The organism is Sinorhizobium sp. Y406 (assembly GCF_058732025.1).
Genome location: NZ_CM178974.1, coordinates 2,780,990 through 2,807,279 on the forward strand (window position 1 = coordinate 2,780,990; position 26,290 = coordinate 2,807,279).

Annotated in this window: 26 protein-coding genes; 11 read left to right on the top strand and 15 right to left on the bottom strand. The window is 62.6% G+C overall.

Translation table 11 applies throughout. The features are described 5' to 3' along the window. The first annotated feature begins 277 nt into the window (after window positions 1-277). From rpsU to AC4P1R_RS13280, 3 genes are all read left to right on the top strand, one after another. Window positions 278-490 (top strand): 30S ribosomal protein S21, encoded by a 213-nt coding sequence (rpsU, locus tag AC4P1R_RS13270; RefSeq protein ID WP_012709405.1) that lies wholly within the window; start codon window positions 278-280, stop codon window positions 488-490. A 226-nt stretch (window positions 491-716) separates the two neighbouring features. Then, window positions 717-1,604, top strand: coding sequence for a tetratricopeptide repeat protein (locus AC4P1R_RS13275; protein ID WP_106407859.1), 888 nt, complete (start codon window positions 717-719; stop codon window positions 1,602-1,604). Between the two features lie 173 nt (window positions 1,605-1,777). Continuing rightward, window positions 1,778-2,998, top strand: a complete 1,221-nt coding sequence (locus tag AC4P1R_RS13280; protein ID WP_069459091.1) for an adenylate/guanylate cyclase domain-containing protein — start codon at window positions 1,778-1,780, stop codon at window positions 2,996-2,998. Window positions 2,999-3,247: 249 nt separating this feature from the next. On the opposite strand, the gene AC4P1R_RS13285 is transcribed toward AC4P1R_RS13280, so the two are convergent. From AC4P1R_RS13285 to AC4P1R_RS13310, 6 genes are all read right to left on the bottom strand, one after another. Next, a complete protein-coding gene (locus AC4P1R_RS13285) occupies window positions 3,248-4,648 on the bottom strand; it encodes an NAD(P)(+) transhydrogenase (Re/Si-specific) subunit beta (protein ID WP_492177074.1) in 1,401 nt (466 codons plus the stop codon). A gap of 10 nt (window positions 4,649-4,658) precedes the next feature. Then, on the bottom strand, window positions 4,659-5,069 hold the full coding sequence (locus tag AC4P1R_RS13290; RefSeq protein ID WP_015887714.1) for an NAD(P) transhydrogenase subunit alpha part 2: 411 nt from the start codon (window positions 5,067-5,069) through the stop codon (window positions 4,659-4,661). Continuing rightward, the gene (locus AC4P1R_RS13295; protein WP_151611600.1) at window positions 5,069-6,217 is read right to left on the bottom strand and encodes a Re/Si-specific NAD(P)(+) transhydrogenase subunit alpha; all 1,149 of its coding nucleotides are present in this window, start codon (window positions 6,215-6,217) and stop codon (window positions 5,069-5,071) included. The genes AC4P1R_RS13290 and AC4P1R_RS13295 overlap by 1 nt, the downstream gene beginning before the upstream one ends. 288 nt (window positions 6,218-6,505) lie before the next feature. Further along, window positions 6,506-6,730 carry an aa3-type cytochrome c oxidase subunit IV gene (locus tag AC4P1R_RS13300; RefSeq protein ID WP_492177075.1) on the bottom strand — a complete coding sequence of 75 codons (225 nt, stop codon included), beginning with the start codon at window positions 6,728-6,730 and terminating at the stop codon, window positions 6,506-6,508. 200 nt (window positions 6,731-6,930) lie between these two features. After that, complete coding sequence (locus tag AC4P1R_RS13305) at window positions 6,931-7,698, bottom strand: N-acyl amino acid synthase FeeM domain-containing protein (RefSeq protein ID WP_069459087.1); 768 nt, start codon at window positions 7,696-7,698, stop codon at window positions 6,931-6,933. Between the two features lie 251 nt (window positions 7,699-7,949). Next, on the bottom strand, window positions 7,950-10,256 hold the full coding sequence (locus AC4P1R_RS13310) for an EAL domain-containing protein (RefSeq protein WP_225191743.1): 2,307 nt from the start codon (window positions 10,254-10,256) through the stop codon (window positions 7,950-7,952). Between the two features lie 541 nt (window positions 10,257-10,797). Here AC4P1R_RS13310 and AC4P1R_RS13315 point away from each other — a divergent pair. Continuing rightward, window positions 10,798-11,553, top strand: a complete 756-nt coding sequence (locus tag AC4P1R_RS13315) for a gamma-glutamyl-gamma-aminobutyrate hydrolase family protein (RefSeq protein ID WP_492177076.1) — start codon at window positions 10,798-10,800, stop codon at window positions 11,551-11,553. Window positions 11,554-11,556: 3 nt separating this feature from the next. On the opposite strand, the gene AC4P1R_RS13320 is transcribed toward AC4P1R_RS13315, so the two are convergent. The 3 genes from AC4P1R_RS13320 to AC4P1R_RS13330 form a co-directional block, all read right to left on the bottom strand. Then, window positions 11,557-12,519: a 2-hydroxyacid dehydrogenase gene (locus tag AC4P1R_RS13320; RefSeq protein WP_492177077.1), complete on the bottom strand. Its 963-nt coding sequence runs from the start codon at window positions 12,517-12,519 to the stop codon at window positions 11,557-11,559. Window positions 12,520-12,586: 67 nt separating this feature from the next. After that, a complete protein-coding gene (locus AC4P1R_RS13325; RefSeq protein WP_069459302.1) occupies window positions 12,587-13,609 on the bottom strand; it encodes a LacI family DNA-binding transcriptional regulator in 1,023 nt (340 codons plus the stop codon). A 92-nt stretch (window positions 13,610-13,701) separates the two neighbouring features. After that, entirely contained in the window at window positions 13,702-14,205 is a 504-nt protein-coding gene (locus AC4P1R_RS13330) for a MarR family winged helix-turn-helix transcriptional regulator (RefSeq protein WP_069459083.1), read from the bottom strand. Between the two features lie 112 nt (window positions 14,206-14,317). On the opposite strand from AC4P1R_RS13330, the gene AC4P1R_RS13335 reads away from it, so the two are divergent. The 4 genes from AC4P1R_RS13335 (at window position 14,318) to AC4P1R_RS13350 (ending at window position 18,157) form a co-directional block, all read left to right on the top strand. Continuing rightward, window positions 14,318-15,109: a creatininase family protein gene (locus AC4P1R_RS13335; RefSeq protein ID WP_273361772.1), complete on the top strand. Its 792-nt coding sequence runs from the start codon at window positions 14,318-14,320 to the stop codon at window positions 15,107-15,109. A 126-nt stretch (window positions 15,110-15,235) separates the two neighbouring features. Beyond that, the gene (locus AC4P1R_RS13340) at window positions 15,236-16,333 is read left to right on the top strand and encodes a CobW family GTP-binding protein (protein ID WP_069459081.1); all 1,098 of its coding nucleotides are present in this window, start codon (window positions 15,236-15,238) and stop codon (window positions 16,331-16,333) included. Between the two features lie 66 nt (window positions 16,334-16,399). Further along, a complete protein-coding gene (locus AC4P1R_RS13345) occupies window positions 16,400-17,389 on the top strand; it encodes a WD40 repeat domain-containing protein (RefSeq protein WP_492177078.1) in 990 nt (329 codons plus the stop codon). Between the two features lie 135 nt (window positions 17,390-17,524). Continuing rightward, window positions 17,525-18,157 (top strand): LysE family translocator, encoded by a 633-nt coding sequence (locus AC4P1R_RS13350; protein ID WP_151611602.1) that lies wholly within the window; start codon window positions 17,525-17,527, stop codon window positions 18,155-18,157. Between the two features lie 90 nt (window positions 18,158-18,247). Here AC4P1R_RS13350 and AC4P1R_RS13355 read toward each other — a convergent pair whose 3' ends face one another. Further along, a complete protein-coding gene (locus AC4P1R_RS13355) occupies window positions 18,248-18,838 on the bottom strand; it encodes a GNAT family N-acetyltransferase (protein ID WP_069459078.1) in 591 nt (196 codons plus the stop codon). A gap of 87 nt (window positions 18,839-18,925) precedes the next feature. Continuing rightward, on the bottom strand, window positions 18,926-20,059 hold the full coding sequence (odc2, locus tag AC4P1R_RS13360) for an ornithine/lysine decarboxylase (RefSeq protein ID WP_069459077.1): 1,134 nt from the start codon (window positions 20,057-20,059) through the stop codon (window positions 18,926-18,928). A 595-nt stretch (window positions 20,060-20,654) separates the two neighbouring features. Here odc2 and AC4P1R_RS13365 point away from each other — a divergent pair. The 3 genes from AC4P1R_RS13365 (at window position 20,655) to AC4P1R_RS13375 (ending at window position 23,349) form a co-directional block, all read left to right on the top strand. Beyond that, window positions 20,655-21,545, top strand: a complete 891-nt coding sequence (locus AC4P1R_RS13365; protein WP_069459076.1) for a LysR family transcriptional regulator — start codon at window positions 20,655-20,657, stop codon at window positions 21,543-21,545. A gap of 125 nt (window positions 21,546-21,670) precedes the next feature. Beyond that, entirely contained in the window at window positions 21,671-22,315 is a 645-nt protein-coding gene (locus AC4P1R_RS13370; RefSeq protein WP_069459075.1) for a DUF1007 family protein, read from the top strand. Beyond that, window positions 22,309-23,349, top strand: coding sequence for a nickel/cobalt transporter (locus AC4P1R_RS13375; RefSeq protein ID WP_151611603.1), 1,041 nt, complete (start codon window positions 22,309-22,311; stop codon window positions 23,347-23,349). Before AC4P1R_RS13370 ends, AC4P1R_RS13375 begins: the two co-directional genes overlap by 7 nt. Window positions 23,350-23,490: 141 nt before the next feature. On the opposite strand, the gene AC4P1R_RS13380 is transcribed toward AC4P1R_RS13375, so the two are convergent. From AC4P1R_RS13380 to AC4P1R_RS13395, 4 genes are all read right to left on the bottom strand, one after another. Then, window positions 23,491-23,700 carry a hypothetical protein gene (locus AC4P1R_RS13380; RefSeq protein ID WP_069459073.1) on the bottom strand — a complete coding sequence of 70 codons (210 nt, stop codon included), beginning with the start codon at window positions 23,698-23,700 and terminating at the stop codon, window positions 23,491-23,493. A 1-nt stretch (window position 23,701) separates the two neighbouring features. Next, window positions 23,702-24,400, bottom strand: a complete 699-nt coding sequence (locus AC4P1R_RS13385; protein ID WP_151611604.1) for a GNAT family N-acetyltransferase — start codon at window positions 24,398-24,400, stop codon at window positions 23,702-23,704. A 222-nt stretch (window positions 24,401-24,622) separates the two neighbouring features. Next, entirely contained in the window at window positions 24,623-25,327 is a 705-nt protein-coding gene (locus AC4P1R_RS13390; protein ID WP_069459071.1) for a tellurite resistance TerB family protein, read from the bottom strand. 147 nt (window positions 25,328-25,474) lie between these two features. Continuing rightward, window positions 25,475-26,113 carry a 2-dehydro-3-deoxy-phosphogluconate aldolase gene (locus AC4P1R_RS13395; protein ID WP_151611605.1) on the bottom strand — a complete coding sequence of 213 codons (639 nt, stop codon included), beginning with the start codon at window positions 26,111-26,113 and terminating at the stop codon, window positions 25,475-25,477. Between the last annotated feature and the right edge of the window lie 177 nt (window positions 26,114-26,290).

A 26,290-nucleotide genomic window follows, 5' to 3' on the forward strand; every position in this document is an offset into this window, starting at 1 on the left:
CAAAGCCTGCGCAACGTTTCTTTTGCGACGCGATCCGACGGACTTGGACGGAACTGCGACATGAAGGTGCGCCATGGGTCGACGCGGCGAACAGCGCTGACGACCAGCCGGCTTGCGCTCCCGACCGATTATTTGCCCGTCGAAACGATCTCGCGCTGGACTTTCCGTCCCCGATCTGGTATCCGCTCCATTAATCGCAAGGCTCCGGCTCAGCGAACGCAGAATTATTGCCTCCCAGATGGTGAGGCTCTAACGCCAACAAAGGAACGGGATTCACGTGCAGGTACTTGTCCGCGATAACAACGTCGACCAGGCGCTCCGCGCTCTCAAGAAGAAGATGCAGCGCGAAGGCATTTTCCGCGAAATGAAGATGCGTGACTTCTACGAAAAGCCGTCCCAGAAGCGTGCACGCGAGAAGGCCGAAGCTGTTCGGCGCGTGCGCAAGCTGGCTCGCAAGCGCGCACAGCGTGAAGGCCTTCTGGCCCGCTGATCGTCGTTTTTTCGACGCTTTCCGATGTAAATCGTGGCGGGGGCGAATTATCGCCGCCGCCTTTTTTATATGGACACCTGGTCCGTCGGCAGTCTAGCCTGCCTGCATGAACGGTCGACGGCCAACCCCCGGGAAGAACAGGCCGGTTCGCCACGGGCATTGACGGGACCGGCGCCTTCGCCGCTCTCCGCCTACGGAAAGCCACTCGGACCTTGAGGAATCGACTTTGAAATTTGCTGCCATGACTGCGGACGTCTCCGGTTTCGCCATCCACGAGGCTCGCCGCCGCCACCAGCGCAAGCCGATGCTTACAGCCATGCTGATCATCAGCTCCGCGCTCGTTGCCGGATGCCAGACGGCAAACAACACCGAATCGATGATTCGCGTCGAACGGGCACAAGGCTCGGAAGAGAATATCGCCTCGCTATCGAGCGTGATTGCTTCCAACCCCAGCGACCCGGAAGCGTACAATGTGCGCGGCTCCGCCTATGGCCGCGCCGGCGAATTCCGCCGTGCGGTCGCCGACTTCGACCAGGCGATTCAGCTCAATCCCCGCTTTTACCAGGCCTATGCCAACCGTGCGCTCGTCCAGCGCAACCTCGGCAATCAGGAAGCGGCACTCGCCGACTATAACGCGTCGCTGCAGATCAACCCGAGCTATGACGTCGCCTATATCGGACGCGGCAATCTCTACCGCCAGGCCGGCCAGCTCGATGCGGCCTTCAACGATTTCAACAAGGCCGTCCAACTCGACACGACGGATCCCCGCGCCTATCATAATCGCGGCCTGATCTATCAGGCGCGCAAGGAGCATGCCCAGGCGATCGAGGATTTCTCGACTGCGATCTCGCTGTCGCCCAGCTCTCCGGAGCCTTATAATGGTCGCGGCATCTCCTATGCCGCCCAGGGCGACGACGAGAATGCCTTCTCGGATTTCAACACCGCCATCAACCTCAACGGCAAGCTGGCCGAGTCCTGGGCCAACCAGGCGCTGATCTACGAGCGCCGCGGCGACAAGGCCAAGGCGCAAAAGTCCTACTCGCATGCACTACAGCTCGATCCCAAATACGAGCCCGCCCGCGCCGGTCTTGCCCGGGTCAAGGCAATGTCCTGAGGTCTCCGGCATGGCTCTCACAGCGCCGCGCGTCTACTGCATGTCTCCTTTAATCGACCTCGATTAATGGAGGGCAGGCAGGTACCAGTTGATCTTGCGCGCCGCAGCACGGCACGGCACTGTGCGTGCGCATCGGCGACACCGGTGTCCGCAAAGCCGCGACGGGATACGGTATGAAAGAGCAGCAGATCCGCGACATCCTTCGGTGGGTTTCGGAACAGGGGCTCCAAGGCCTCAAGGAACAGGATCTGCTTGCCGGTTTCTGCGAGCAATGCCTTGCTGCCGGCCTTCCTGTCGATCGGGCGCTCGGCATCATCGATACGCTTCATCCAGAATTCGAGGGGCGCGCCTACCAGTGGCTCAGCGATAGCGACGAAATCCCCGAGGTCCTGCATTACGGCTCGACCACCAGCGGAGAGGCCCTGGCGAACTGGCAGCGTTCGGTCTTCTTCCAGATGCTCCAGCAGCAGCAAGGCGAGCGCCGTATCCGCTTGGCACTCGAACAGCACGTCCCCTTCGCACCCCTCGAACGGCTGAGAGCCGAGGGACACGCCGATTGTCTTTGCTTCGTTCACCATTTCACCGACCGCGGTCGCGTCGGAGCGATGGACTGCTTTTACTCCAACTGGACGACGAAGGACGATCGGGGCTTTAGCGACGAAGATATGGAGGCGCTGAGGGTACTGGTGCCGACGCTCGCCCTCGCCGTCAAGGCGGCCTCCTGTATGCGCATCATCGGCACCCTTGCGGATGTCTATCTGGGCGAGGATGCGGGCCGGCGCGTCGTCGAAGGCAGAATCGAGCGGGGCGCGGTCGAACGCATCGAAGCCGTCATGTGGTTCTCCGATCTGCGGAATTTCACGCGGATATCCGATAGCATTGCGCCGGAGGAGATCATTCCCTTTCTGAATGATTACTCCGGCACCGTCATCGGCGCGATCCATGACCACGGCGGCAGCGTGCTGAAGCTGATCGGCGACGGAGTTCTGGCGATATTCAACGACGGTAAACCCGCCGATGCCTGCAGCGCCGCAATCGCTGCCGAGCAACAGTTGCGGCTCATGCTGATGGAACTCAATACGCGTCGGCTTGAAGAGGGAAAGCCCGTTACCGACGTCTCGCTCGGCCTGCATATCGGAGAGGTCTTCTATGGCAATATCGGCAGCCAGGACCGACTGGATTTCACGGTTGTTGGACCGGCCGTCAATGAAGTGAGCCGCATCGTCGCCATGTGCCGTTCGGTCGAGCGGCAGGTGATCATGTCGTCCGAGTTCATAGCGGCGTGCCCGCCGCTTCACCGCGCCAATACCGTCTCGCTTGGCCGCTTCGCACTGCGCGGCATTGCCCGGGCGAAGGAGCTCTTCACCTGGGACCCGGAGATCGCGGCCGGCTAATTCGAATTGCTCATGTCGGCGCAGGACGCGGAGGAACGCTCTCACCCCCCTCCACTCACAGTGAGACAACTCTCCTTCTCCCCGTCAGGATAGAGAAGGTACCGTTAGGCGGATGAGCGGCGGATGCGCTCAATCCTGCGTGATCCGCTCCGCAGCGCCACGCTCTTCTCAGACGCGCAAAGGCCGTGCAACGCTTAGAATCTGCGCATCGAGATTTCCAAAAATCGGGCACGATTTTCGGGCGATACGCTAATGATTGATCGCCTTGACGATCTCCTCGGTGACCTTCTTGGCGTCGCCGAGCAGCATCATCGTGCCATTCTTGTAGAACAGCGTGTTGTCGATGCCGGCATAGCCGGAACCGAGCGAGCGCTTGACGAACAGGCAGGTTTTGGCCTTGTCGACATCGAGGATCGGCATGCCGTAGATCGGCGAGGTCTTGTCGTCGCGCGCCGCCGGATTGGTGACGTCGTTGGCGCCGATGACATAGGCGACGTCGGCCTGCGCGAACTCGGAATTGATGTCCTCGAGCTCGAACACCTCGTCATAGGGCACGTTCGCCTCGGCCAAGAGCACGTTCATGTGCCCCGGCATGCGGCCGGCGACCGGGTGGATGGCGTATTTGACCTCGACGCCCGCCTCCTTGAGCTTGTCGGCAAGCTCGCGTAGCGCATGCTGCGCCTGCGCGACCGCCATGCCGTAACCCGGCACGATGATCACCTTCGAGGCGTTCTGCATCAGGAATGCGGCATCGTCGGCCGAGCCCTGCTTGACCGTCTTCTGCACGCCGTCGTCGCCTGCGGCAGCCGCCGTCTCACCGCCGAAGCCGCCGAGAATCACCGAGACGAAGGAGCGGTTCATGCCCTTGCACATGATGTAGGAGAGGATCGCACCGGAAGAGCCGACCAGCGCGCCGGTGATGATGAGCGCCAGGTTGCCGAGGGTAAAGCCGATGCCAGCCGCCGCCCAGCCGGAATAGGAGTTCAGCATCGACACCACCACCGGCATGTCGGCGCCGCCGATGGGGACGATGATCAACACGCCGAGCGCCAGCGACAGGAGGACGATCGCCCAGAAATTGAAGTGGCTCTCGGTCAGCGCCAGGCCGACGATGAAGAAGATGACGAGCGCGCCAAGCGCCAGGTTGATCAGATGGCGGTAGGGCAAAAGGATCGGCTTGCCGGACATGCGGCCGTCCAATTTCAGGAAAGCGATCACCGAGCCGGTGAAGGTGATCGCGCCGATGGCGACGCCAAGCGCCATCTCGACCAGCGCCTGCGCGTGGATCGACCCGACCTCGCCGATGCCGAAGGAGGACGGCGTATAGAGCGCGGCGGCGGCGACCAGCACCGCCGCGAGACCGACCAGCGAATGGAAGCCGGCGACGAGCTGCGGCATCGCCGTCATCGGGATGCGCCTGGCGATATAGGCGCCGACCCCGCCGCCGGCGGCGAGACCGAGCACGATCAGCAGGAAGCCGCCCATCGAGGGCTGCGCCAGGAAGAGCGTCGTGACGATGGCGATCGCCATGCCGACCATGCCGTAGGTATTGCCCTTGCGGCTGGTGGTCGGGTGCGACAGCCCCCGCAGCGCCATGATGAACAGCACGCCGGAGACGAGATAGAGGAAGGCTGCAAAATTCGCGTTCATCGGTCCCGCCTCACTTTTCTTTCTTCTTGTACATGGCGAGCATGCGCTGGGTGACGAGGAAGCCGCCGAAGATGTTGACCGAGGCAAGCACCAGCGCGACGAAGCCGAAGCCGGTGGCAAGCCCGGAAGCGGAGATACCGACGGCAAGCAGCGCGCCGACGACGATCACCGAGGAGATCGCGTTTGTCACCGCCATCAGCGGCGTGTGCAGCGCCGGCGTCACCGACCAGACGACGTAATAGCCGACGAAGATCGCCAGGACGAAGATCGCCAGGCGGAAGACGAAGGGATCGATTGCGCCGCCGGTCGCACCATGAGCAACGGCCCCGGCCGCGTCCGGCACGTATTCGGCGGCGGTCCTGACCGCCTCAACCGCCCGTTCGAGGTCTGTCAGTGCCTTGTCCAACAGTTCATTCGCCATCACTTGTCCCCCTCTTTCGCGCCGCCGAAGGCCGGGTGCACGATCGTGCCGCCGTGGGTCAGCGCCGTCGCCTTGACGAGTTCGTCGTCCATGTTGACCGCCAGTCGTTTTTCCTCCTTGGAGACCAGCGTCTCCATGAAGGTGACGAGGTTCTTGGCATAGAGCAGCGAGGCGGAGGCGGCGATGCGGCCGGGCACGTTGAGGTGGCCGATGACCTTGACGCCGCCGATCTCGACGACCCTGCCGGCTTCCGCCCCCTCGACATTGCCGCCGCGCTCCACGGCAAGATCGACGACGACGGAGCCGGGCTTCATCGCATCGAGCATCGCGCGGGTCACCAGCCGCGGCGCCGGCCGGCCCGGGATCAGCGCCGTGGTGATGACGATGTCCTGCTTGGCGATGTGCTCGGCGACGAGCGCCGCCTGCTTCACCTGGTAGTCCTTCGACATTTCCTTGGCGTAGCCGCCGGCGGTCTCGGCCGCCTTGAACTCCTCGTCCTCGACGGCGATGAACTTGGCGCCGAGCGAGGCGACCTGTTCCTTGGCGGCAGGTCGGACGTCGGTCGCCGACACCATGGCACCGAGGCGCCGCGCCGTGGCGATCGCCTGCAGGCCGGCGACGCCGGCGCCCATGACGAAGACCTTGGCCGCCGGCACGGTGCCGGCCGCCGTCATCATCATCGGCAGCGCCCGGTCGTATTCATGAGCCGCGTCGATCACCGCCTGGTAGCCGGCGAGGTTCGCCTGCGAGGACAAAACGTCCATCGACTGGGCGCGGGTGATGCGCGGCATCAGTTCCATCGCGAAAGCCGTGAGCCCGGCCTTCGCCATCGCGGCGATGGCCTCCTCGTTGCCATAGGGATCCATGATGGCAATCACCAGCGCGCCCGGCTTGTAGCTCTTGATCTCGTCCACCGTCGGACGGCGCACCTTCAAAACGACGTCGGCGCTCTTGGCGTCCTTCGTCGTGCCGATCCGCGCACCGGCCTTTTCGTACTCCGTATCGAGAATGCGCGACGTCAGCCCCGCACCGGCCTCGACCACCACCTCGAAACCGAGTGACGCCAACTTTCTGACGCTCTCGACCGATCCGGCGACACGCGGCTCATTCGGGTCGGATTCCTTGGCTATAAAGACGATCTCGCTCAATAGTCCCCCTCCACCGGCCCGCACTAGGTCTGGATGGCGGGCATCTAGTTCGATTTGCCGAATGGGCCGCTCGCGTAGCAAGCCAGATCGCCCCCGATCCAAGCAAAGCCATGCGGCACTATTCAAAAGTATTGCAGCGATGGAATCGCTGTAGCGCGGGCACTCTTCGCTCGAAGGCGGTTTTCACCGCCGCCGAAACCAATGCTCCTCACAGGGTGAGGGAAAACCGGATAGCCCTCCGGCAGGGAAGACGGGGCATCCTCGCCCCCGCCTTCGGCAAGGCAGGTGTTAGCGCAGGAAGAAATAACCCGCGACATTGAGGAGGATGAAAAGGATCAGCGAGCTGAAGAAACCCATGGTCGTGAAGAAGCCGGCGGCCATGGCGATCAGCAATGCGACGCAAAACAGCGTGCCGTACTTGGTTGCGTTAAGGAAGAAGTTGTAGGTCTTCTCGTGCTCGGAATAGTCCATCGGAGCGCCCGTCTCGACCGGTCCCGAATGTTGCTCTGCCATCGTCAAATACTCCAGAATGCTGCGGCACCGCCAATGGGCGGGCACATGATCCACGAATGGAGCGCCTGCGCGGAACGCACAGGATACCCCCGTGGTTTCCGCATACACAATGCGCGGGACGTTCGCAATGAAAACCCGCCTGCTTGCGCCGCGGCATGGTCAGTGAAGCAGCAGAAACGACGCCGAAAAGCGCCGCATCCTTATGTCCCGCGCGAGAAAATCTTGCCGTATCCGCCCTGCGCGATGCGCGCCGTCGGCAGGATGGTTAGCGGCGCGAACGGCACCTCCTCGCGATCGGCAAACATCAGCCGCCGTTCGAAGGGCTCGGAATCGAAAATCGGATAGCGGTCGAGAATCGAGGGGCGCTGGCCGCGCACCTGCGCCACCAGAAGTGCCCCGTCGGCATTGTAGACGCCGAGATTTTCGCGCAGCGCCACAACGGTCTCCGATTGGAAGATGCGCTTGTAGAAGCCCGCGTGACGCGGACGGCACGCAGTCAGGCAACGGTCGGCGGAGAAATATTCGCAAGCCATGGCGACCGGACGCAGCGTTAGGTAGGGCAGCGCCCTGAGGTCGTCTCCGAGTAGATCCGGATCAACCGCCAGCCTTCCGGGGTCGATGAGCACCATGCCGGCATCCAGGAAAGCATCGATTTCCGCGCCGAAGATGATGCCGGACGTGCTGGCGCGATGGTCGGGCGTCACATGGTGCACGCGCACGGTGCTCGCCAGTCGCTCGTCGAGATAGATGCCGAAGACATAGGCCTGACTGTCGAAATCAAGCTCGTCGAGGAGCCTGGCGTCGGTCAGTTCCATCAGGTTCACGGCCTTGTAGGCCTTGTATCTCAGCCGCGCAATGTCCTCCATGTCCTCGCTGCTCTCTACGCGCCGGTATTCCACCCGGTCGAGCAGCAGCATAAGCCTTTCCGAAAAACTGCCTGATTTCGCCTGGTGTCCACTGTCGCCCATCGCCGCCCCCCCCAAGGTTAACAAAACGTCAACCTATTGAGTGGCGAAGGACCGACAACACCAAATTGGCACAGTTGACGGTTAACCTATTGTTAACCTTAACAAAGGGTTAACAACCATGGTTAAGATAAGGTATAGAAAGCCCCGGCACCACTTGTGTCTATGGTGTTGCGGTCCAACGGAGGCCAGGCTGGGCGGAGTGCTTTGAAGCCCTTCAGGTCGGTTGCGCATTTCGGAAATATTCAGGGGCTTCAGGCAATGAGAGTACGCGAGGTTTGTGCGCTTCGCTTGCGCGCTCTCTTCTGGCAGAGAGCGGCGACCGCGGATCCCGGCATCGGCGCCGAGAAGACGAAGCCCTGGATCAGATCGGCACAGCCATGCTCGCTCAGGAGCTGCAACTGGTCGACCGTTTCCACGCCCTCGATGACGACCTTCAAGCCAAGCGATCGAGCAAGGGCGACCGCGCCGAGCAGGACCTTGAAGCGCCGCGAGTCCTTGCGAATGTTGCGAACGAAGGACCGGTCGATCTTGATGACGTCGACCGGGAGTACGTCGAGATAACTGAGGCTCGAATAGCCGGTGCCGAAGTCGTCGATCGCGATCGTGATGCCGCGCTCGCGCAGTTCCTGAAGAACGGCCTGGACCTTGACCGGCTCATCCATTAGGCAGCTCTCCGTCACCTCCAGATGCAGCCGGGCCGGGTTCAGCCCCGTCTGTTCCAGGATCTCGGCGACGACGTCGACGATCTCGGTTCGAAGGTCGAGGACGGAAAGGTTGACCGAAACGGATACTTCCGCTGGCCAGGTGAGACAGTCGCTGCAGGCCTGCCGCAGGACAAAGCGCGTGACGTCGGTCACGAGCCCCATCTCCTCCGCCAGTTGAATGAAGACACTCGGCGGGACCGGTCCACGCTCCGGATGGGTCCAGCGCGCCAAAGCCTCGCAACAGGCGACCCGCGACCCATCGGGCAGGAACATCGGTTGATAGGCGACCTGAAGTGCTCCGGCGCCGAGCGCTTCGCGCAGGTCGCTCTTGAGCTTCTGCCGTTCGCGGTAGCGCGCATCCATCTCGCTCTCGAACGCCGTACAGCCTCCCTTGCCGCGGGCCTTTGTCTCCGATAGCGCCAGATCGGCTTTGATCTGCAGGTCTTCCAACCGGAAGTCGCCGCCCTTTGCAATGACGAAACCGGCATTCATCGTCACATCGAAGGGAAAGCCCCCGGCCGCATAGTTGCCGCACATGCAGACGTGAACGGCGCGAATCCGCTCTTCCAGATCGGCGCCATTGGTCCCGTTCGGAAAGAAGACGACGAACTCATCGCCCATCAATCGCGCCGCGATCGCATCGGTCCCTTTCACCAACCCCTCGAGCCGTTCGCCAATAGCCTGGAGCAATTTATCGCCGATCACATGGCCCCGCGTGTCGTTGACGTGCTTGAACTCCGCGACATCGATGAGCAGAAGCCCGACGTGGCGGTCCGGCGCGCCATCGGCGACAGCGTTCCGGGCCAGTTCGGCAAAATAGGCGCGGCTCGGCAGCCCGGTCAGCGCGTCGAAACGCGCCATCTGTAGGATCTGGTGTTCCGCTTCGACCCGCGCCGTCACGTCCTCGAAGATCAGCACTATCTCGCCGTCCTCACGCCGGTTCGCCGAGAACTCGAGAAAGACATCGTCCGAAATCGAGATGAGCGCTCGGGAGCGCTTTCCCTCGATCAAAAAGTCGATCTGGCGAACGATCGTGTCGCTCTTCTTCGGGTCGAGCGCCATTCGTCGGGCGCCGCCCGCGAGCACCTCGCCGATGGGCCGTCCCTTCAGTTCCGCCCGGTCGCCGAGCTCCAGAAGCACGCAGGCGCGTTCGTTCGAGACCACGATACGACCGTCGCCGTCCAGCATGAACAGGCCGTGCGTCATGTGGTTGAGCGCCGCGTCGAACTGCCCGGCAATGGTCCTGATTTCGCGTGCGGCAAGGGCGTTCTCGTAAAGAACGCCGCGCAGATTGCTCGCCATCATCCAGGTTGCGAGTATGAACGGCAGGATAAGCACCGCGAGCACCAGCATGAACGGGTCCCGGAGAGTGAGGAGACCGATCATGATCGGCACGCAGGCCGACGATGAAAGCAGGAGCACCACCCGTTCGGACCCATAGTTCCTGCCGACCAGCGCGATCATCGACGCGAGCGTCACGGATACGCAAGCGAGTTCCGAAAATGGCTCCCGGGTAACGGCAACGGCATAGCCGCAGGCGACTCCCAGGGTCAGCGTGACACCCATGCCGCCGACGATATACCGGTTCTCCCAGCTTCTGATCATTGCCCGATTGGCGCCGGAGAAATCCTGGTGATCGAAGCGGTTCATGTCGAGGTTGCGCAGGCACCAGGCAATGGCAATTGCTGCGGCGCATGCCAGATAGAAGGAATCCGAGCTCTTGAGGAAGACAATCAGAAACGCCACGACATGCGACAGCATGCCGATCACCAATGTCCGGCGATGTTGATAGAGCGAACTCACATACGACAGGTAGATATCCGTCGGAAGAGCGCCCTGTTCATTGCGCGTCATGCAACAAAGCTCCGGTTTACCGGATTGTTAAGATCGAGATTTTAACGAAAGATTTCTCCCTACCCTCGCATGAGAGATGGTCAGCTGCAGAAAAACCCCGAGCCTCCGATGGAAGTTCAGCCCAATTTCAACCCTGTCTTGCGCTTGGCGCCTAATAAGGTCAGGTTTTCGCAACCAGGCATTGGTATCGCAATAGAGACGGATTGGGAACGCGACTTGAACAATTCTGAAAAGCATAATCCGAAGCGTCACACTTACCGCGCGAAATGGTTACCTGATCTTGAAAGACTGCTTCCGAATTCCTGGCTAGTCCGAGAACGGGGCAGGAGTCGGCTGGCGCTCGCCTCGATGGAGTTGACTTTCAGCCGTATATGGCGCCAAGGCTTTTGCACGAGCCGAAGCGGATGCGGGCGGAAGGTCACAGTTCCTTACCCGCTCTTGGTCCGTGTCTGCCAAGACCACAAGAGGTCCCCAGCACTTTGAATTGCCTGCATGACTTTGTCCCCGAAAACATGCAGCTAACGCCCGACGGAGCCTGATGATGTCGAAACCTGTCGTTGCCATCCCCTCTGATTTCCGCGAATTTGACGGCAATGTTTGGCATGTGGTTGCGCATCAATATGTGCGTGCGGCCGTCGAGGGAGCCGGCGTCATGCCTTTCCTCGTGCCGGCGCTTGAATCCGGCAACGACGTCGACGAGATCCTCGACCGCGTTGACGGCGTGCTTGCGAGCGGCGCCCGTTCCAATGTCCACCCGTCGCTCTACGGCAGGGAGGCAACAGAGGAGGACGGCCCCTTCGATCGGGGCCGCGACGCGACCAGCCTGCCGCTCATCCGCCGCGCGCTCGAACGCGGCGTTCCGCTTTTTGCCATCTGCCGCGGTCTCCAGGAACTCAATGTCGCCCTCGGCGGAACGCTCGCGACCGAAATCCAGGAGCTGCCAGGTATCTGGGATCACCGCAAGCCGGACGTGCCGGATCTCGACGTCGCCTATGGGATCCGCCAGGACGTCATCGTCAAGCAGGGAAGCTGCCTCGCACCCGTCCTCGGCGTCGGCCGGGTTCGCGTCAATTCGCTGCATCGCCAGGCAATTGCCTCCGCGGCGCCGCGTCTGGCGGTGGAGGCCGTGGCCGACGACGGCACGATCGAGGCCGTTTCGGTGATCGGCGCCAAAGCCTTCGCCGTCGGCGTTCAATGGCACCCGGAATATTGGGTCAGGACCGACGCCGCCTCGGCTTCCCTCTTCAGGGCCTTCGGCGAAGCCGTTCGCACTTACAGGGAAAGCAAGCTCAAGTAGGGTCTATTGTACCTTGCGCTCGAACGGCGTCTCGGCGACCGGCGTCAAGGCCCTTCCATTGGAGAACCAAGCCTTGAGATTGTCGACCACCAGGTCGGCCATGGCGCCGCGGGTGACGACCGAAGCGGATGCCACATGCGGCAGCAGCGAAACGTTCGGGAGCGCAAGGAGCGCCTCCGGGACATGCGGCTCGTTCTCGAAAACGTCGAGACCGGCGCCGGCGATCGTACCGGTCTGGAGCGCCGCGACGAGCGCGGCCTCGTCGATCGTCGATCCACGCCCGACATTGATCAAAACGCCATTCGGGCCAAGCGCCGAGAGAACCTCCGCATTGACGGCCTTTGCCGTGCTCGGCGTCGCCGGTACGATCACGATCAGAGTATCGACCGCTCCGGCAAGGCTCACCAGACTTGGATAATAGGGGAAGGCGATATCTTCGCGTCGAGTGCGCGTGTGATAGGCGATCGACAGTCCAAAGGCCTCCAGCCTGCGGGCAATCGCGAGGCCGATCCGGCCAAGACCGTAGAGACCGATCTTTCGCCCCCGCAGCGACAAGGGCGAGAGCGGAAAGTTGCCGTCGCGCGCCCAGCGCCCCTGTCGCAGCCATTCCTCCGCCTGCGGCAGCTGGCGCACCGTGTTGATCAGCAGGCCGATCGCCGTATCGGCGACCTCCTCGTTGAGCACTTCCGGCGTGTTGGTGACGACGATGCCCCGCGCGGCGGCACGACCGACATCGACACCGTCATAGCCGACGCCGAAATTGGCGACGATCTCGAGCTTCGGGAATGCCTCCATCAAAGCGATCGGCAGCCGCCCGGAAACCGCAATGCCGGCTATGTCCGCCATATCCGCCGTCACTAGAGCCGCGTCGGCGCGCTCGATGCGCGCTGTTTCGAACATCTCCGGCAGCCGTTCGAGGACGCGCGGGTTTATCTTGCCGGGCACGAGAATTCTGGGGCGGCTCATCGCGGTTTTTCTCCGGTGGACTGGATCCGTTCTCCGCCTTCATCCTGCTCCGAATTCGGGGGACGGATCAAGCGATGACGCGGAGGGGCCCGGTGGACTGGCGGATGCGCATTTCCGGCTTGATCAGGTGGATGCCGTCCGGCTCGTGGCTGCCGGAAAGCTTGTCGAGAAGCGCCCGCGCGGCGCTGCGGCCCACCTCCGTCTGTCCGTTCCAGACCGTCGTCAGCGCCGGCGTCGCGATCGACGCCTCCTCGAGGTCGTCGTAGCCGGTGACCGAAATATCGACGCCGGGAACGAGACCGGCACGGGCAATGCCGTTCATCATGCCGATGGCCACGAGATCGTTCCAGCAGACGACGGCAGTCGGCTTTTGCGGCAGCGACAGAAGATGCACGGCCGCCTCGAATCCGCCCTGCTTGGAACGGGGGCCGGGTATACGCAGGTCCGGATCGACGTCGATATTGGCCTTGCGCAACGCATTGACATAGCCCTGGTAGCGGTCCCGCCCGGTGGAGGTCTGGTCGGTGCCGCCGACCATCGCGATGCAGCGGTGGCCGAGGCCGATCAGGTGGTTGGTCGCAAGTGCGATGCCGTAGGCGTCGTCCCCGCGAAAAATCGGCACGTCCAAGCCCTCGATCGAGCGCGCGATGAGGATCGCCGGCATGCCGTTGTCCTCGGCGAGTTGGATGTCCTCCGGCGGCGTGCCGATCGCCGGCGACATGATCACGCCGTCACCGCCGAGTTGCAGCAGGGTCTCGATGAAATCGCGCTGTTTCTCGACGGAATCGTAGTGATTGGAAAGAATGAAGGTCTGCTTGTCGCGATCGAGCTCCGCCTCGATCGCCTTCAGGATTTCGCCGTAGAAGGGATTCATGATGTCGTGCACGACGACGCCGATGATGCCGGAGCGTGACGTCCTGAGGCTGGCGGCGCGGCGATTGTAGATATAACCGAGTGCCCGCGCCTGCTCCTTGATCTTGTCGCGCGTTGCAGACGCCACTAGCGGGCTGTCTCGCAATGCCAGGGATACCGTCGCCGTCGAAAGGCCGAGTGTTTCCGCGATTGTCGAAAGCTTGACCTTTTGCGCCACCATGCCCCCCGTGCCTCGATGTATTCCAGCCCGATTTAAACCCTCTTTAAACTGTTTAAATCGTCGCTGCAATCGGGAAGTCGGTTGATGGGTCACTCGCCCGCTCTCGCCGCCTGCAGGTTGCTGTCGACGATTCGCAGCAGTTTCAGAAGTGTGCGCACCTGTTTGTCGGTGAGCCCTCGCGTAGCGAGTCTCTCAGAGTGCTGACCGGCCTCGGCAATCCTTTGCAGCCGGTCCCGGCCCTGAGCCGTGAGATAGACCTTGGTCAGCCGGGCATCATCCTCGTCCGGCCGACGCTCGAGGAAGCCCTGCGCTTCCATGCGACCGATCGTTCGCGTCATGGTCGGAGCTTTGACCCCAAGCTTGGCGGCGAGTGCCCCGGCGGTCAGCCCGTCACTTTCGCCAAGGGCCAGCATGACACCGTCCTGCCCCGCGTAAAGACCACTCTCGACGAGGTTTCGGGAAAGCACGGTGCGCATCGAGCGCGCAGCCTGGACGAGTACTGAAGCGAGCTCTTGGTCATGCACTTCGGCGTCGAGCTCCTCCTTCCTCTTACCGTCCTTGCCCTTCTTTTCGGCTTTGCTCTTCTTACCCATTGAACCTCCGCCGAATCCCTTGCTCCACCTTTATAACAATAGTGCTTGTGATTACGAACTGTATGACTCAAATAACAATTTTACGACATTCGCTGACGAGGGCCGAAGAGATATGTCGATGCCAAAGTCCCGCTGGGAGGACAATGCCGCCGAACTTTTGCCCATTGAGCGGCGCGACTGGATTGCCGTGGTACCGCTCGGCGCCGAGGAGCAGCACGGGCCCCACCTCCCCTTCGAAACCGACCGGCTGATCGCCGAAGGCATCGTCGAGCGCGTCATTGCGGCATTGCCCGCGGATTTGCCTGTGACATTCCTGCCGGTCGAGCCGGTCGGCTATTCAGTCGAGCACATGGACGTGGCGGGGACCCGGACGCTTGCTTATGACGAAGCGATCGCGCGCTGGCTCGGCATCGCCGGACGCCTTGCCGCGCTGGGCATCCGCAAGCTGGTGATGCTGAATGCCCATGGCGGCAATTCTCCCCTGGTGACGATCGTCGCGACCGAGGCGCGGATACGCTTCGACATGCTCGCCGTCGCGACGAGTTGGACCCGCTTCGGCCAACCGGAAGGCTGGATCGAGCCCGAGGACAAGGCGGTCGACATTCACGGCGGCGACATCGAGACCTCGGCGATGCTGGCCCTTTATCCCGACAAAGTGGACATGGCCAAGGCCCGTAATTTCCCCTCGCGCCAGAGCGAGTTCGCCCGCCGCTTCAAGCACCTGCGCGCCTATGGGCCGCACGCCTTCGGCTGGAAGATGTCCGACCTCAATTCCGAAGGCGTCGCCGGCAATGCTGCTGCCGCCACCGCCGCGCGCGGCGAAGTCCTCATCGCCCACGCGGTGAAAGGTATAATCGAGTTGCTCCAGGACGTTCAGGCCTTCGACGCCGGCGACTTTGCCTGACCGCGTCGCCTGCGCCGTGTGCCGGCGAAAGGCCGCCCCGCGCATTTGCGCTTCGCTCCGCCATCTCCTATATGAGACGCCAACACTTTTGATAGCCGCGGCGCATCGCCAATCCTCGAGGCCCCCATGACCGAAACATCGACGCAGAAGCCGATCCCCGTCACCGTGCTTACGGGCTATCTGGGCGCCGGCAAGACGACGCTCCTCAACCGCATCTTGAGCGAGAATCATGGCCGCCGTTATGCAGTCATCGTCAACGAATTCGGCGAGATCGGCATCGACAACGACCTGATCGTCGAGTCCGACGAGGAAATCTACGAAATGAACAATGGCTGCGTCTGCTGCACGGTGCGCGGCGACCTGATCCGGGTCGTCGAAGGGCTGATGCGCCGTCCCGGCCGTTTCGACGCGATCATCGTCGAGACCACCGGGCTCGCCGATCCGGTGCCGGTCGCCCAGACCTTCTTCATGGACGACGACGTGCGCGCCAAGACCGAACTCGATGCCGTCGTAGCGCTGGTCGATGCCAAGCACCTGCCGCTCCGGCTGAAGGACAGCCGCGAGGCGGAAGATCAGATCGCATTTGCCGACGTCGTGCTGCTCAACAAGACGGATCTCGTCACGCCGGAAGAGCTCGACCGCATCGAGGCGACGGTACGCGTGATCAACCCGTCCGCCCGCATCTACCGGACGCAGCGCTCGGAGATCGAACTGGCCAAGGTCCTCGACCAGGGCGCCTTCAATCTCGAGAAGGCGCTCGAGAACGACCCGCACTTCCTCGATCAGGACCAGCATGACGATCATGTCTGCGGCCCCGACTGCGACCACGATCACCACCACCATCATGATCATCATGATCACCACGATCATCATGATCATCGCCACCATCATCACCATGACCACGCCCCCTCGCCGATCCATGATGTGACGGTGCAATCGATCTCTCTGCGCGGTGGCGAGTTGAATCCGGAGCGCTTCTTCCCCTGGATCCAGAAGGTCACCCAGACGCAGGGACCAAATATATTGCGCCTGAAGGGCATCGTGGCTTTTTCCGGCGACGCGGAACGCTACGTGGTCCAGGGGGTGCACATGATCATCGAAGGCGACCACCAGCGCCCCTGGAAGGAGGACGAGAAGCGCGAGAGCCGCCTTGTCTTCATCGGCCGCGATCTCGACCGCGAGAAGCTCGAACGCACCTTCAAGGCCTGCGAAGCCCAGGCATGACCGCCAGACGCGGATTTGCCGGATTTCGAATGACGTCAATCTGTAACCAGAGAGCCTCACCAACCGATGCCGACCGTCGCACCGCTCGATCTCGAAGGCCACATCGTCGGCGTGGCCTTTCTGAAAGACATTCCCTTTTTTGCCGGGGCCGTCGGCGCCATTCACCGGCTCGATCACGGCCACAGGACCACCGAAGCGCACGACGGCCTGCTATCGCTGGCCCATGACGAAGTAACGGATACGCTTCTGACCGGTGGAGAGGATGGCAAGGTGATGCGCATCCTGGCCGACGGCACGGCGAGCCTCGTCGCCGAAACGCCGCGCAAGTGGATTTCCGAAGTGGCGGCCGGGCCCCAAGGCGCGGTCGCATACGCCTTCGGCAAGACCGCCTATGTCCGCCTTGCCGACGGCAACACAAAGGAATTTGCCGAGGACCGCACGGTCGAGGGCATTGCCTTTGCCCCCAAGGGCTTGCGCATCGCGGTTGCACGCTACAACGGCGTGTCGTTGCACTGGGTGGCGATGGCCGGAAAGCCGGTCGACCTCGAATGGAAGGGCGCCCATACGGGCGTCACCTTCTCTCCCGACGGGCGCTTCGTGGTCACCTCGATGCAGGAAAACGCCCTGCATGGCTGGAAGCTCGACGCGAAACCCGGTGCCGAGGCTCGGCACATGCGCATGACCGGCTATCCCGCCAAGGTGAAATCGCTCTCCTGGTCTGCCAAAGGCAAGTGGCTCGCCTCCTCCGGCGCGCCGGCGGCGATCGTCTGGCCCTTTCAGGGTAAGGACGGGCCCATGGGCAAGGCGCCGCTCGAACTCGGCACCCGCGGCAATACCATGGTGACGGCGGTCTCCTGCCACCCGGCGGAGGATATCGTCGCGATCGGATATGAGGACGGCATGATCATCGCCGCCCGTTTCGCCGACAGCAAGGAAGTACTGCTGCGCCGTCCCGGCAAGGGCGCAATCACCGCCATGGCCTGGAACAAGACCGGCCGTCAACTCGCCTTCAGTTCGGCCGCCGGCGATTGCGGCGTCGTGGACCTTGCGGGGTAGCGGGTGACGCCTGCGATGGCCAATCGCATCTCGACGCGAAAAGTCCCTTCAACCAAGATTTGCCGAATGTTGCACACAACGGTTGCGCGCACGCAACAGCTGTGAGACCACTGGGCTTCCTTGAGGGAGGATATCATGAGCGACGCCACGACACTTGCATTCGCGCTCGTTGCCTTTATCGGCATCGCGACGCCAGGTCCGACGGTTCTCCTCGCGCTCACGAATGGCTCGCGCCACGGCATGAAGAAGGCGGTGGCGGGCATGATCGGCGCAGTTCTGTCCGATTTCGCCCTGATCGGCGCCGTGGCGCTCGGTCTCGGAGCTCTGCTGGCAGCATCCGAATTCTGGTTCACGGTGGTCAAGTGGCTGGGCGCTGCTTATCTCGCTTTTTTGGGCATCCTGCTTCTGCGCTCCAAGGGCACGCTTGATGTTGCGAGCGGAACGCCGGACGCATCGGCGAGCACATCGCGTGCTGTCTTCCTGAAGAGTTTTCTGGTCGCTGTCACCAATCCCAAGGGCTACCTGTTCTTTTCCGCGTTCCTACCGCAGTTTATCGACCCCGCGCTGCCGCAACCGCCGCAATACGCCGCGCTTGCCGTCGTCTTCGCCTCGATCGATTTCCTCGTGATGTTCGGCTACGCCCTCGTGGGTTCCCAAGCCGTCCGGTTCCTGAAACGGTCCGGCGCCGTATGGCTCGACCGGATATGCGGCGGTGCGCTTCTGGCGCTTGCCGGATCGCTGGCGTTCTATCGGCGGGCACCCTCGTGAACGCCTACCCCAAAAGCAAACGGCGCCCCCGTGCCCGGACACGCGAGCGCCGTTGATAATCGCCCCTGCAGGGTTGGAGACGAGAAAATGTCAGGCCGCGCGCTTGAGCGGCGGCAGCGCTAGCTTGCGGCCGCTGGCGACCAGCATGCCGGCCGCACCTTCCAGCCAGCCTTCCTTGAGCTCGAGCGCCAGGAAACGGTTGCGCTCGAAGGGGCCGGGCATGACAAGGTGCTGCGTCCGCTCCGCGAAAAAGCCGAAGCGCTCGTAGTAGGCGGCATCGCCGACGAGCAGAATCGCGCCGTGGCCGCGACTCTTCGCCTCCTCTATCGCCGCACGCATCAGCATGCCGCCGATGCCCTTGCCCTCATGCGTCGGATCGACGGCAAGTGGACCGAGAAGCAGCGCCGGCACGGCGTGCCCTTCACGGTCTATGCCGGCCTCGACGTTCCAGAGGCGGACGGTGGCGATGACATGGCCGTCGCGGTCACGCGCGACGAGGGCAAGCCCTTCGGCCGGCACACGACCGCGCCGCAACTTTTCCGACGACTTCCTGCGGCGGCCGGGGCCCATGGCCCGGTCGAGCAGGTTTTCGCGCGCGACGACGTCGCCCGCATTTTCGGAATCGATCACAAAGGTGGACGGCGCGAAGAATGCGCGCAGGGTGTCAACAACAGCGGCCATCGGGGCCTCCCGTCATCAAAACCGCTTCAGGCGGACCGGACAAGAATTGTGAAGTGGCCGCTCCCGCAATCACGGGAGCGTGCCGGATCAGATCACGTAAGCCTTCAGCGGCTCGAAACCATTGAAGGCGACGGCCGAGTAGGTGGTCGTGTAGGCACCGGTGCCTTCGATCAGAACCTCATCGCCGATCGTCAGCGAGATCGGCAGCGGATACATGTTCTTCTCGTAAAGCACGTCGGCCGAGTCGCAGGTCGGGCCAGCGAGCACGCAGGGCTCCATCGCGTCGTCGTCGCGCACGGTGCGGATCGGGTAGCGGATCGCCTCGTCCATGGTCTCGGCGAGACCGCCGAACTTGCCGATATCGAGGAAGACCCAGCGGTGGTTGTCGTTGTCCGACTTCTTCGAGACGAGAACGACCTCCGCCTTGATCACGCCGGCATTGCCGACCATGCCACGGCCCGGCTCGATGATGGTCTCCGGGATGTTGTTGCCGAAGTGCTTCTTCAGCGCACCGAAGATTGCCTGGCCATAAGCTTCGGACGACGGGACGTCCCTGAGGTACTTCGTCGGGAAGCCGCCGCCCATATTGACCATCTTGAGCTCGATGCCCTGCTTGGCAAGCTGGACGAAGACGCGCTTGGCATCGGCAAGAGCCGAATCCCAGGCGTCGAGCTTCGTCATCTGCGAGCCGACGTGGAACGACACGCCATAGGAGACGAGGCCGAGCTGATGGGCATAGACGAGCACGTCCACGGCCATTTGCGGTACGCAGCCGAACTTGCGCGACAGCGGCCACTCGGCCCCTTCGCCGTCGGTCAGGACGCGGCAGAAGACCCGGGCGCCGGGAGCGGCACGCGCAATCTTTTCCGCTTCCTCGTGGCTGTCGACCGCGAACAGGCTGACCCCAAGCGCATGGGCGCGGGCGATATCGCGCTCCTTCTTGATGGTGTTGCCGTAAGAAATGCGGCTCGGCGTCGCGCCCGCATCGAGCGCCATTTCGATTTCGGCGACGGACGCGCAATCGAAATTGGAGCCGAGGCCGGCGAGGAGGCGCAGGATTTCCGGGGCCGGGTTGGCCTTGACGGCGTAAAAGATCGCGCTGTCGGGAAGCGCATGGCGGAAAGCCTTGAAATTATCGCGCACAACGTCGAGATCGACGACGAGGCAAGGGCCTTCCGGACGTCGGGTGTTCAGGAAGTCGATGATGCGTGCCGTGGTCATGGCGATATTCCCCTGATCCAATAGCTCCACCTGAGTGGAGGACAAAGGGCATGCGCGCTTGCACTGGCACCAGCCGGTGGAGACCCCGGAACCATGCATGCGCTCGATGCGCGAACGATGAATCGAAGCCCGCGAAGGCTAGGACTCGGCTTTGTCTGCCATGGATTGGAGGGGATATCCCAACCGCACTTCCGGCAATGAAGGTGTGCCTCTTCAGTAACCCCGGCTGTTGGAGAGCCGGCAGACACCAGAAAGGCCCGCACCGTCGTTGCTTCAAGATGTCCTCGCATTTCCCGGTTGGCCGGAATAGCGACTGGAGGGGTTAGTTCCAGGTACCTTACCGATACCCTCACCTAATCGAGGGTCGGCGGACACCCACAGGCACGTGCGACTTTGGGCAAGGGCGTAGGTAAGAAAAATCATTGTCGTAATCAAGAGTTTTTTCCGCTCGCCTCATAATTTTTTCTGGACCGGGCGTCACCGCCAGTGTTCACTTTGATCAAACGATTTCCGGGCTGTCGTCGGTGCAGCAAAGACGCCGAAGAATGCGGATGCGTCTTTGGCGGCCGGAACAGCGCGACGAGAAAGACGAGTTATGGACACCTTGACCCGAATCCGCGCCTTCATCGACGTCGTGGATGCGGAGGGTTTTTCGGCCGCCGCCCGCCGGGTCGGCAAATCCAAGGCGCTGCTCTCGAAATATGTGCGGGAACTCGAAGACGAACTCGGCGCCCTTCTCCTCAACCGGACGACGCGGCAATTCTCGCTGACCGAGGCCGGCCATACCTATTACCGCAGCGCCTCGGAGATCCTGAAGGAAATCGACAACCTCGCCGATCTCGTCCGCGCCAACAATTCCGACCTGCGCGGCCGGTTGAGGATCACCGTACCGCGCACCTTCGTCGATGCCGAGATCGGCCAGTCGCTGATCGACTTCGGCAGGGAGCACCCGGAATTATCCCTGGATATCGTCTCCGACGACCGCTTCGTCGATCTCGTCGAAGAAGGATTTGACGTGGCCATTCGGATCACCCGGCTCGAGGATTCGACGCTGATCGCGCGCAAGCTCGACGATTTCCAGATCGTTATCTGCGCCTCGCCGGACTATATTGCGAAAAGCGGCCCGCTCGAGCATCCGAGCGAGCTTTCGAAGGCCGCGTGTATCCTCGACACCAACGGCCGCTCCTATTCGAATTGGCGGTTCGTCGGGGCGGACGGCGCCTCCTTCACCGTTCCGGTGAGCGGGCCGATCGAGGTCAACAGTCCGCTTGCCACCCTGCGGGCGGCGGCGGCCGGCCTCGGTGTTGCCGCCGTGCCGGATTTCATCGCCCGCCCGAAGGTTCAGTCGGGCGAGCTCGTGTCGCTGTTCGACGATTTCCTGCCCAGGGATCGCGGCATCTACGCAATCTATCCGCACCGGCGCTACCTGCCGACAAAGGTGCGCACCTTCGTCGATTTCCTGCACAGCTGGTTCCGGAGAACGTAGTAAAGCGCGCTGCGACCGTCGTACATGCCGAAGCAGTATGGGCCAAGTCCCAATTCCGTCCCATTTCGGGTACATTCGGGAGGCGATTCGAACGGCCGCTCCGGCCGAGAAGGGTTCCCAAACGAATGAAGACACGACGCCTCGCCATGGCCGGTCTCGCAATGCTGCTTTCGCCCACGCTTGCCGCCGCTCATCCGCATATTTTCGCCGAAGCGCGACTCGAGATCGTTTCGGACGACAAGGGTGAGATCGGCGAGTTGCGCAATGTCTGGCGCTTCGATGAGATGTTTTCGGCAAGCGTCGTGCTGGATTTCGACAAGAACGCGAATGCCACGCTCGATCCGGACGAGTTGCAGGAGGTCGGGCAGACCGTGCTCGAATCCCTGGCTGAGTACGATTACTACACGACAATTCTCGACAACGGCAAATCGGTGAAGGTCAACCCGCCCGACAAGATCACCGTCGACTACAAGGACAATCAGCTCCTGATGATGTTCGCCGTCACGCCGGCCGAAGCCATGCCGCTTAAAGGCAAGCTCTCCTTCGGCGTCTACGATCCGACCATGTACACGGCGATGGATTTCCCGACCGACAACGATCTCACCGTCATCGGCGACAAGATCGAGGCCTGCAAGCATCAGGTGGTGCGGCCGGACCCGGACGAAGTGCTGGCCGAAAACAAGGACACGCTCACGGACGCCTTCTGGAACGATCCGACGGGCACCAACATGTCGAAGCTCTTCGCAACCAGGATCGAGTTAACATGCTGAACGTCCGCAGGATCGGCGGCTCGCTCGCGGCTGCACTTTTGTTGACGACCCTTTCTGCAACCATCGCCATGGCCCAGTCGCCGCTCGGCATCGGCGCCGCCGAGCCCTCCTTCCAGACCACGGGGATCTTCGGCGGCTTTTTCGCCTGGGTGAACATGGAGCAACAGAGCTTCTATCGACTGCTGACCGGCGCGCTCAAGGGCATGCGCGAGAACCCCTGGCAGCTCTGGTCGCTGGTCGGGCTCTCCTTCACCTATGGCGTGCTCCACGCGGCTGGCCCCGGCCACGGCAAGGCGGTCATCTCCTCCTACATGATCGCCAACGAGACGGAGCTCAAACGCGGCGTGCTCCTGTCGTTTCTTTCCTCACTCCTGCAGGGCGTCGTCGCCATCCTCCTGATCGGCGCGGTCTATCTCGTGCTGCGCGGCTCCTCGATCAACATGACTCGCGCGACCCAGTCGCTCGAAATCGCAAGCTATGGGCTGATAGCCGCCTTCGGCGGCTGGCTGCTCTTCCGCAAGCTGCGCTCCATTTCGCGGCCTGCCATCGCCTTGTCCGGCGTGCATGACCACCACGATCACGTGCACCATGATCACAGCCATCACGATCACGGTCACCACCAAAACAATCACGGCCCTGCGCAAGCTCCCGGCGGGATCTGCGCCACCTGCGGCCATGCCCATGCGCCCGACCCGAAAATGCTGAAAGGCGACCGATTCGCCCTCAGCGAGGCCTGGTCGGCGATCGTCGCCGTCGGCCTGCGCCCCTGCTCCGGCGCGCTGATCGTGCTTTCCTTCGCCCTGCTGAACGGGCTCTATCTCGGCGGCGTGCTCTCGGTCTTCGCCATGTCGATCGGCACCGCGATCACCGTCTCGACCCTCGCCACCATGGCCGTGACAGCTAAGGGCTTCGCGCTACGTTACGTCTCGAGCCGATCGGCCGCGATGCGCATTTCAAACGGCATAGAGATTGCCGGCGCTCTGCTGGTGCTTATCCTCGGGCTAGTGCTGTTGGGCGCGGCGCTGCAGAGCTGAGCGGCACTGAAGCTTCTCCTTCTGTACCTGCCTCTCGCCGCAAGTGGTCGGAGTGAGGGACAACCGCCCGATCGGCATCCGAGACCGGAAGACTACAGCGCCGCGCGTCTGAAAAAGACGCGCGGCGCTGTAACAGCAAGTTCACTGTCCGCGCCGACGCTGGTGGCGGGCGCGCAGCCAGAAGATCAGGAAGAAGGCGAGCACGAAAAGGGCGCCGAAGCCGGCGGCGAGCCAGGGCGAGATGTCGCCCAGCCGCAGCATGATCGAAGGCAGGGCGAAGAAGCCGGTGCCGACGACGACGAGAATGATCGCCGCCGCGATTGCCGGAGATTTTTCTTTCTTGTCGGCCATGTCACGCCTGCTCCTTTGCCGAAAGCTCCGCGCGGATATCCTCGAGACGCCGCCGCTGGCGCCCCTCGCCGTCGAAATTGTCAGGCGACAGCCAGTCTTCGAAGGCGGCCCTGATGAGCGGCCATTCGCAGTCGATCATCGAGTACCATGCCGTGTCGCGATTGGCGTGCTTGGAAACCATGTGCTGGCGGAAAATGCCCTCGAAGGTGAAGCCGAGCCGTAGTGCCGCGGCGCGGCTCCGCTGGTTCTCGCTGTGGCATTTCCACTCGTAGCGGCGATAGCCGAGATTCTCGAAGGCGTGTCGCGCCAGCAGGTATTGCGCTTCCGTCGAGAGGGCCGAGCGGGCCATGGCGGGCCCATGTGCAATACCGCCGACCTCCACCACGCCGTTGGTCGGGTCGGCGCGCATATAGTTCGCCATGCCGACGATCTTGTCCGTCGCCCGATCGCGAAACACCTCCGTGATCCAGCCGGCTTTCGTCTGCACGGCAGAGAGCCAGTCCTCGAAGGCCGCGATGCCGGAAAAATCATCCTGCGTGAAATATTTAAGCAACGGATTGATCGCCAGACCACCAAACGCGTCATGCCAGAGCGCCTCGAGATGCGTCGCGCGGTCGTAGGGCTCCACGCGCACGTAGCGCCCGTCGATCGTCACCGGCTGCGGCGCCGGGCAGGCCGTCCAATGGGCAAGATCACGCATCGATTTCTCCCGCTTTGCATTTGCCTCGCAATACAGCGCCGCGCGTCTTGTTAGACGCGCAAAGGTCGCTGTAGCATTTTGAATTGCTGCATGTCTTTGCTCTTTAATTGAGGTCGATCAAACGAGACATGCAGTAGGACGGACGCCGATCGACGGCAAATTCAAAGTCGTGATGCATCCGACAAGCGAACCGGATGGCGCCTCTGATTCGCCGACATCGCTTCAGACGGGAAGTTTCGCCGCAGATACGGTGGCTTCGATATGGTCGACGAGCGCATCGGCAAGACCAAGCCGGCCGGCCAGCAGATCGAGGTAACCGCGCTCGGCCCGGCTTTCCGGCTCGATCGCAAGGCGCGAGGCGGTATAAATCTCCACCCTTTTTTCCTCCGTCGTCCCGGCGGCAATGATCGCGTCGAGATCGACCGGGTTTACCAACTCGCTTTCGAGGAAGGCGGCCGCCTCTGCCGAAAGGCCGGAAACGGACAGCTTGTCCATGATACGGCCCCGCTCAGACTCGTCGATATGTCCATCGGCCCGGGCAGCAGCAATCATTGCGCGGACGAGGACCAGGGCGAAGTCATCGCTCACCGCCTCCGGCGCGACGAAGCCGGAATCGGCCGGCGGCGCCGGCAATTGCGCGGGCGCCGGGGTGGCGGGCTCGGCCGCGGGCGCCTGGCCCGCCTGATACTTCTTGTAGGCCTGGTATCCGAGGCCGGCGATCGCCGCCAGGCCGCCGAGAGCCACCGCATTGCCGGCCAGATTTCGGCCGGACTTGGTGCCTAGGAGGACCGCCGCGATCGCACCCGTTGCCAAGGGATTGTCCTTGGCGAGCTTCGTCACCTGGTCCGCGCGGTCGCGAACCGTGCCGCCGGCACCGGGCACCTGCGATCCCAGGAACTGATCCAGCAATTTCTTCGCGTCGAACATCGGCCTCGCTCCTTATGGGTTTGGCTGGGACGCTTTCAGCGTTCCCACCCGCTCCGGTCGGCGGAGAGAGACATAGGAACCTTGCCGGCAAAATACAAACACCCGAGGAAGAGGATGGACCGCCTCCGGCCTTCCAGGCAAGCTGCGTCAAGCCTTCAGTGCAGCTGCCTCCGCGGCGAGCTTGGTGATTCCAGCCCAGTCACCCTTGGCTACGAGGTCCTTCGGCGCCACCCAGGAACCGCCGACGCAGACGACGTTCGGCAACGAGAGGTATTCGCATGCATTGGCGAGCGAGATGCCGCCGGTCGGGCAGAACAGGCTGCCAGCGAGCGGCGAAGAAAGCGACTTCAGATAGGCAGCGCCCCCGGCCTGTTCGGCGGGGAAGAACTTCATCACTTCATAGCCTTCCTCGCGAAGGCCCATCACTTCGCTGGCCGTTGCCGCACCGGGCAGCAGCGGCACTTCGTGGTCATTGGCGACATCGATCAGTTCCTGTGTCGTGCCGGGGCTGACGATGAATTGCGACCCAGCCTCGACGGCCGCTTCGAACTGCGCCGCATTGAGGATAGTTCCGGCGCCCGCAACCGCGCCTTCGACTTCATCTGCCACCGCGCGGATCGCCTCGAGGGCCGCCGGCGTACGCAACGTGATCTCGATCGCCTTGAGGCCGCCGGCAACCAGCGCCCGAGCGAGCGGTACGGCGGTCGCCGCATCATCGATCACCAAGACCGGTACCACCGGTTGCAGCTTGAGGATGGAAAGAAGCCTGTCGGTCTTGACGCTCATGCCCGCCGTCCTTTTAAAACGATTGAATCCTGCCCTTCGAATACTCCGCCCGCCTGTCATTGTCGACCCCAAAGCTGCACCGCACCCACCACCCTGATGAAGCAGACGATAAAATATCATCCACGACAAAGAGATGGCTTGAGCCGGACCGATTAGACGCTAGTCTTGCCGTAAGGG

Excerpts from the sequence above, each read along its gene's own strand:
- AC4P1R_RS13345 (WP_492177078.1), top strand. The coding sequence starts at position 16,400 with ATGCCGACCGTCGCACCGCTCGATCTCGAAGGCCACATCGTCGGCGTG.
- AC4P1R_RS13285 (WP_492177074.1), bottom strand. The coding sequence starts at position 4,648 with ATGAACGCGAATTTTGCAGCCTTCCTCTATCTCGTCTCCGGCGTGCTG.
- odc2 (WP_069459077.1), bottom strand. The coding sequence starts at position 20,059 with ATGACCACGGCACGCATCATCGACTTCCTGAACACCCGACGTCCGGAA.
- AC4P1R_RS13280 (WP_069459091.1), top strand. The coding sequence starts at position 1,778 with ATGAAAGAGCAGCAGATCCGCGACATCCTTCGGTGGGTTTCGGAACAG.
- AC4P1R_RS13320 (WP_492177077.1), bottom strand. The coding sequence starts at position 12,519 with ATGAGCCGCCCCAGAATTCTCGTGCCCGGCAAGATAAACCCGCGCGTC.
- AC4P1R_RS13365 (WP_069459076.1), top strand. The coding sequence starts at position 20,655 with ATGGACACCTTGACCCGAATCCGCGCCTTCATCGACGTCGTGGATGCG.
- AC4P1R_RS13315 (WP_492177076.1), top strand. The coding sequence starts at position 10,798 with ATGTCGAAACCTGTCGTTGCCATCCCCTCTGATTTCCGCGAATTTGAC.
- AC4P1R_RS13310 (WP_225191743.1), bottom strand. The coding sequence starts at position 10,256 with ATGACGCGCAATGAACAGGGCGCTCTTCCGACGGATATCTACCTGTCG.
- AC4P1R_RS13370 (WP_069459075.1), top strand. The coding sequence starts at position 21,671 with ATGAAGACACGACGCCTCGCCATGGCCGGTCTCGCAATGCTGCTTTCG.
- AC4P1R_RS13385 (WP_151611604.1), bottom strand. The coding sequence starts at position 24,400 with ATGCGTGATCTTGCCCATTGGACGGCCTGCCCGGCGCCGCAGCCGGTG.
- AC4P1R_RS13330 (WP_069459083.1), bottom strand. The coding sequence starts at position 14,205 with ATGGGTAAGAAGAGCAAAGCCGAAAAGAAGGGCAAGGACGGTAAGAGG.
- AC4P1R_RS13380 (WP_069459073.1), bottom strand. The coding sequence starts at position 23,700 with ATGGCCGACAAGAAAGAAAAATCTCCGGCAATCGCGGCGGCGATCATT.
- AC4P1R_RS13355 (WP_069459078.1), bottom strand. The coding sequence starts at position 18,838 with ATGGCCGCTGTTGTTGACACCCTGCGCGCATTCTTCGCGCCGTCCACC.
- AC4P1R_RS13300 (WP_492177075.1), bottom strand. The coding sequence starts at position 6,730 with ATGGCAGAGCAACATTCGGGACCGGTCGAGACGGGCGCTCCGATGGAC.
- AC4P1R_RS13305 (WP_069459087.1), bottom strand. The coding sequence starts at position 7,698 with ATGGGCGACAGTGGACACCAGGCGAAATCAGGCAGTTTTTCGGAAAGG.
- AC4P1R_RS13390 (WP_069459071.1), bottom strand. The coding sequence starts at position 25,327 with ATGTTCGACGCGAAGAAATTGCTGGATCAGTTCCTGGGATCGCAGGTG.
- AC4P1R_RS13375 (WP_151611603.1), top strand. The coding sequence starts at position 22,309 with ATGCTGAACGTCCGCAGGATCGGCGGCTCGCTCGCGGCTGCACTTTTG.
- AC4P1R_RS13350 (WP_151611602.1), top strand. The coding sequence starts at position 17,525 with ATGAGCGACGCCACGACACTTGCATTCGCGCTCGTTGCCTTTATCGGC.
- AC4P1R_RS13290 (WP_015887714.1), bottom strand. The coding sequence starts at position 5,069 with ATGGCGAATGAACTGTTGGACAAGGCACTGACAGACCTCGAACGGGCG.
- AC4P1R_RS13340 (WP_069459081.1), top strand. The coding sequence starts at position 15,236 with ATGACCGAAACATCGACGCAGAAGCCGATCCCCGTCACCGTGCTTACG.
- AC4P1R_RS13395 (WP_151611605.1), bottom strand. The coding sequence starts at position 26,113 with ATGAGCGTCAAGACCGACAGGCTTCTTTCCATCCTCAAGCTGCAACCG.
- AC4P1R_RS13335 (WP_273361772.1), top strand. The coding sequence starts at position 14,318 with ATGTCGATGCCAAAGTCCCGCTGGGAGGACAATGCCGCCGAACTTTTG.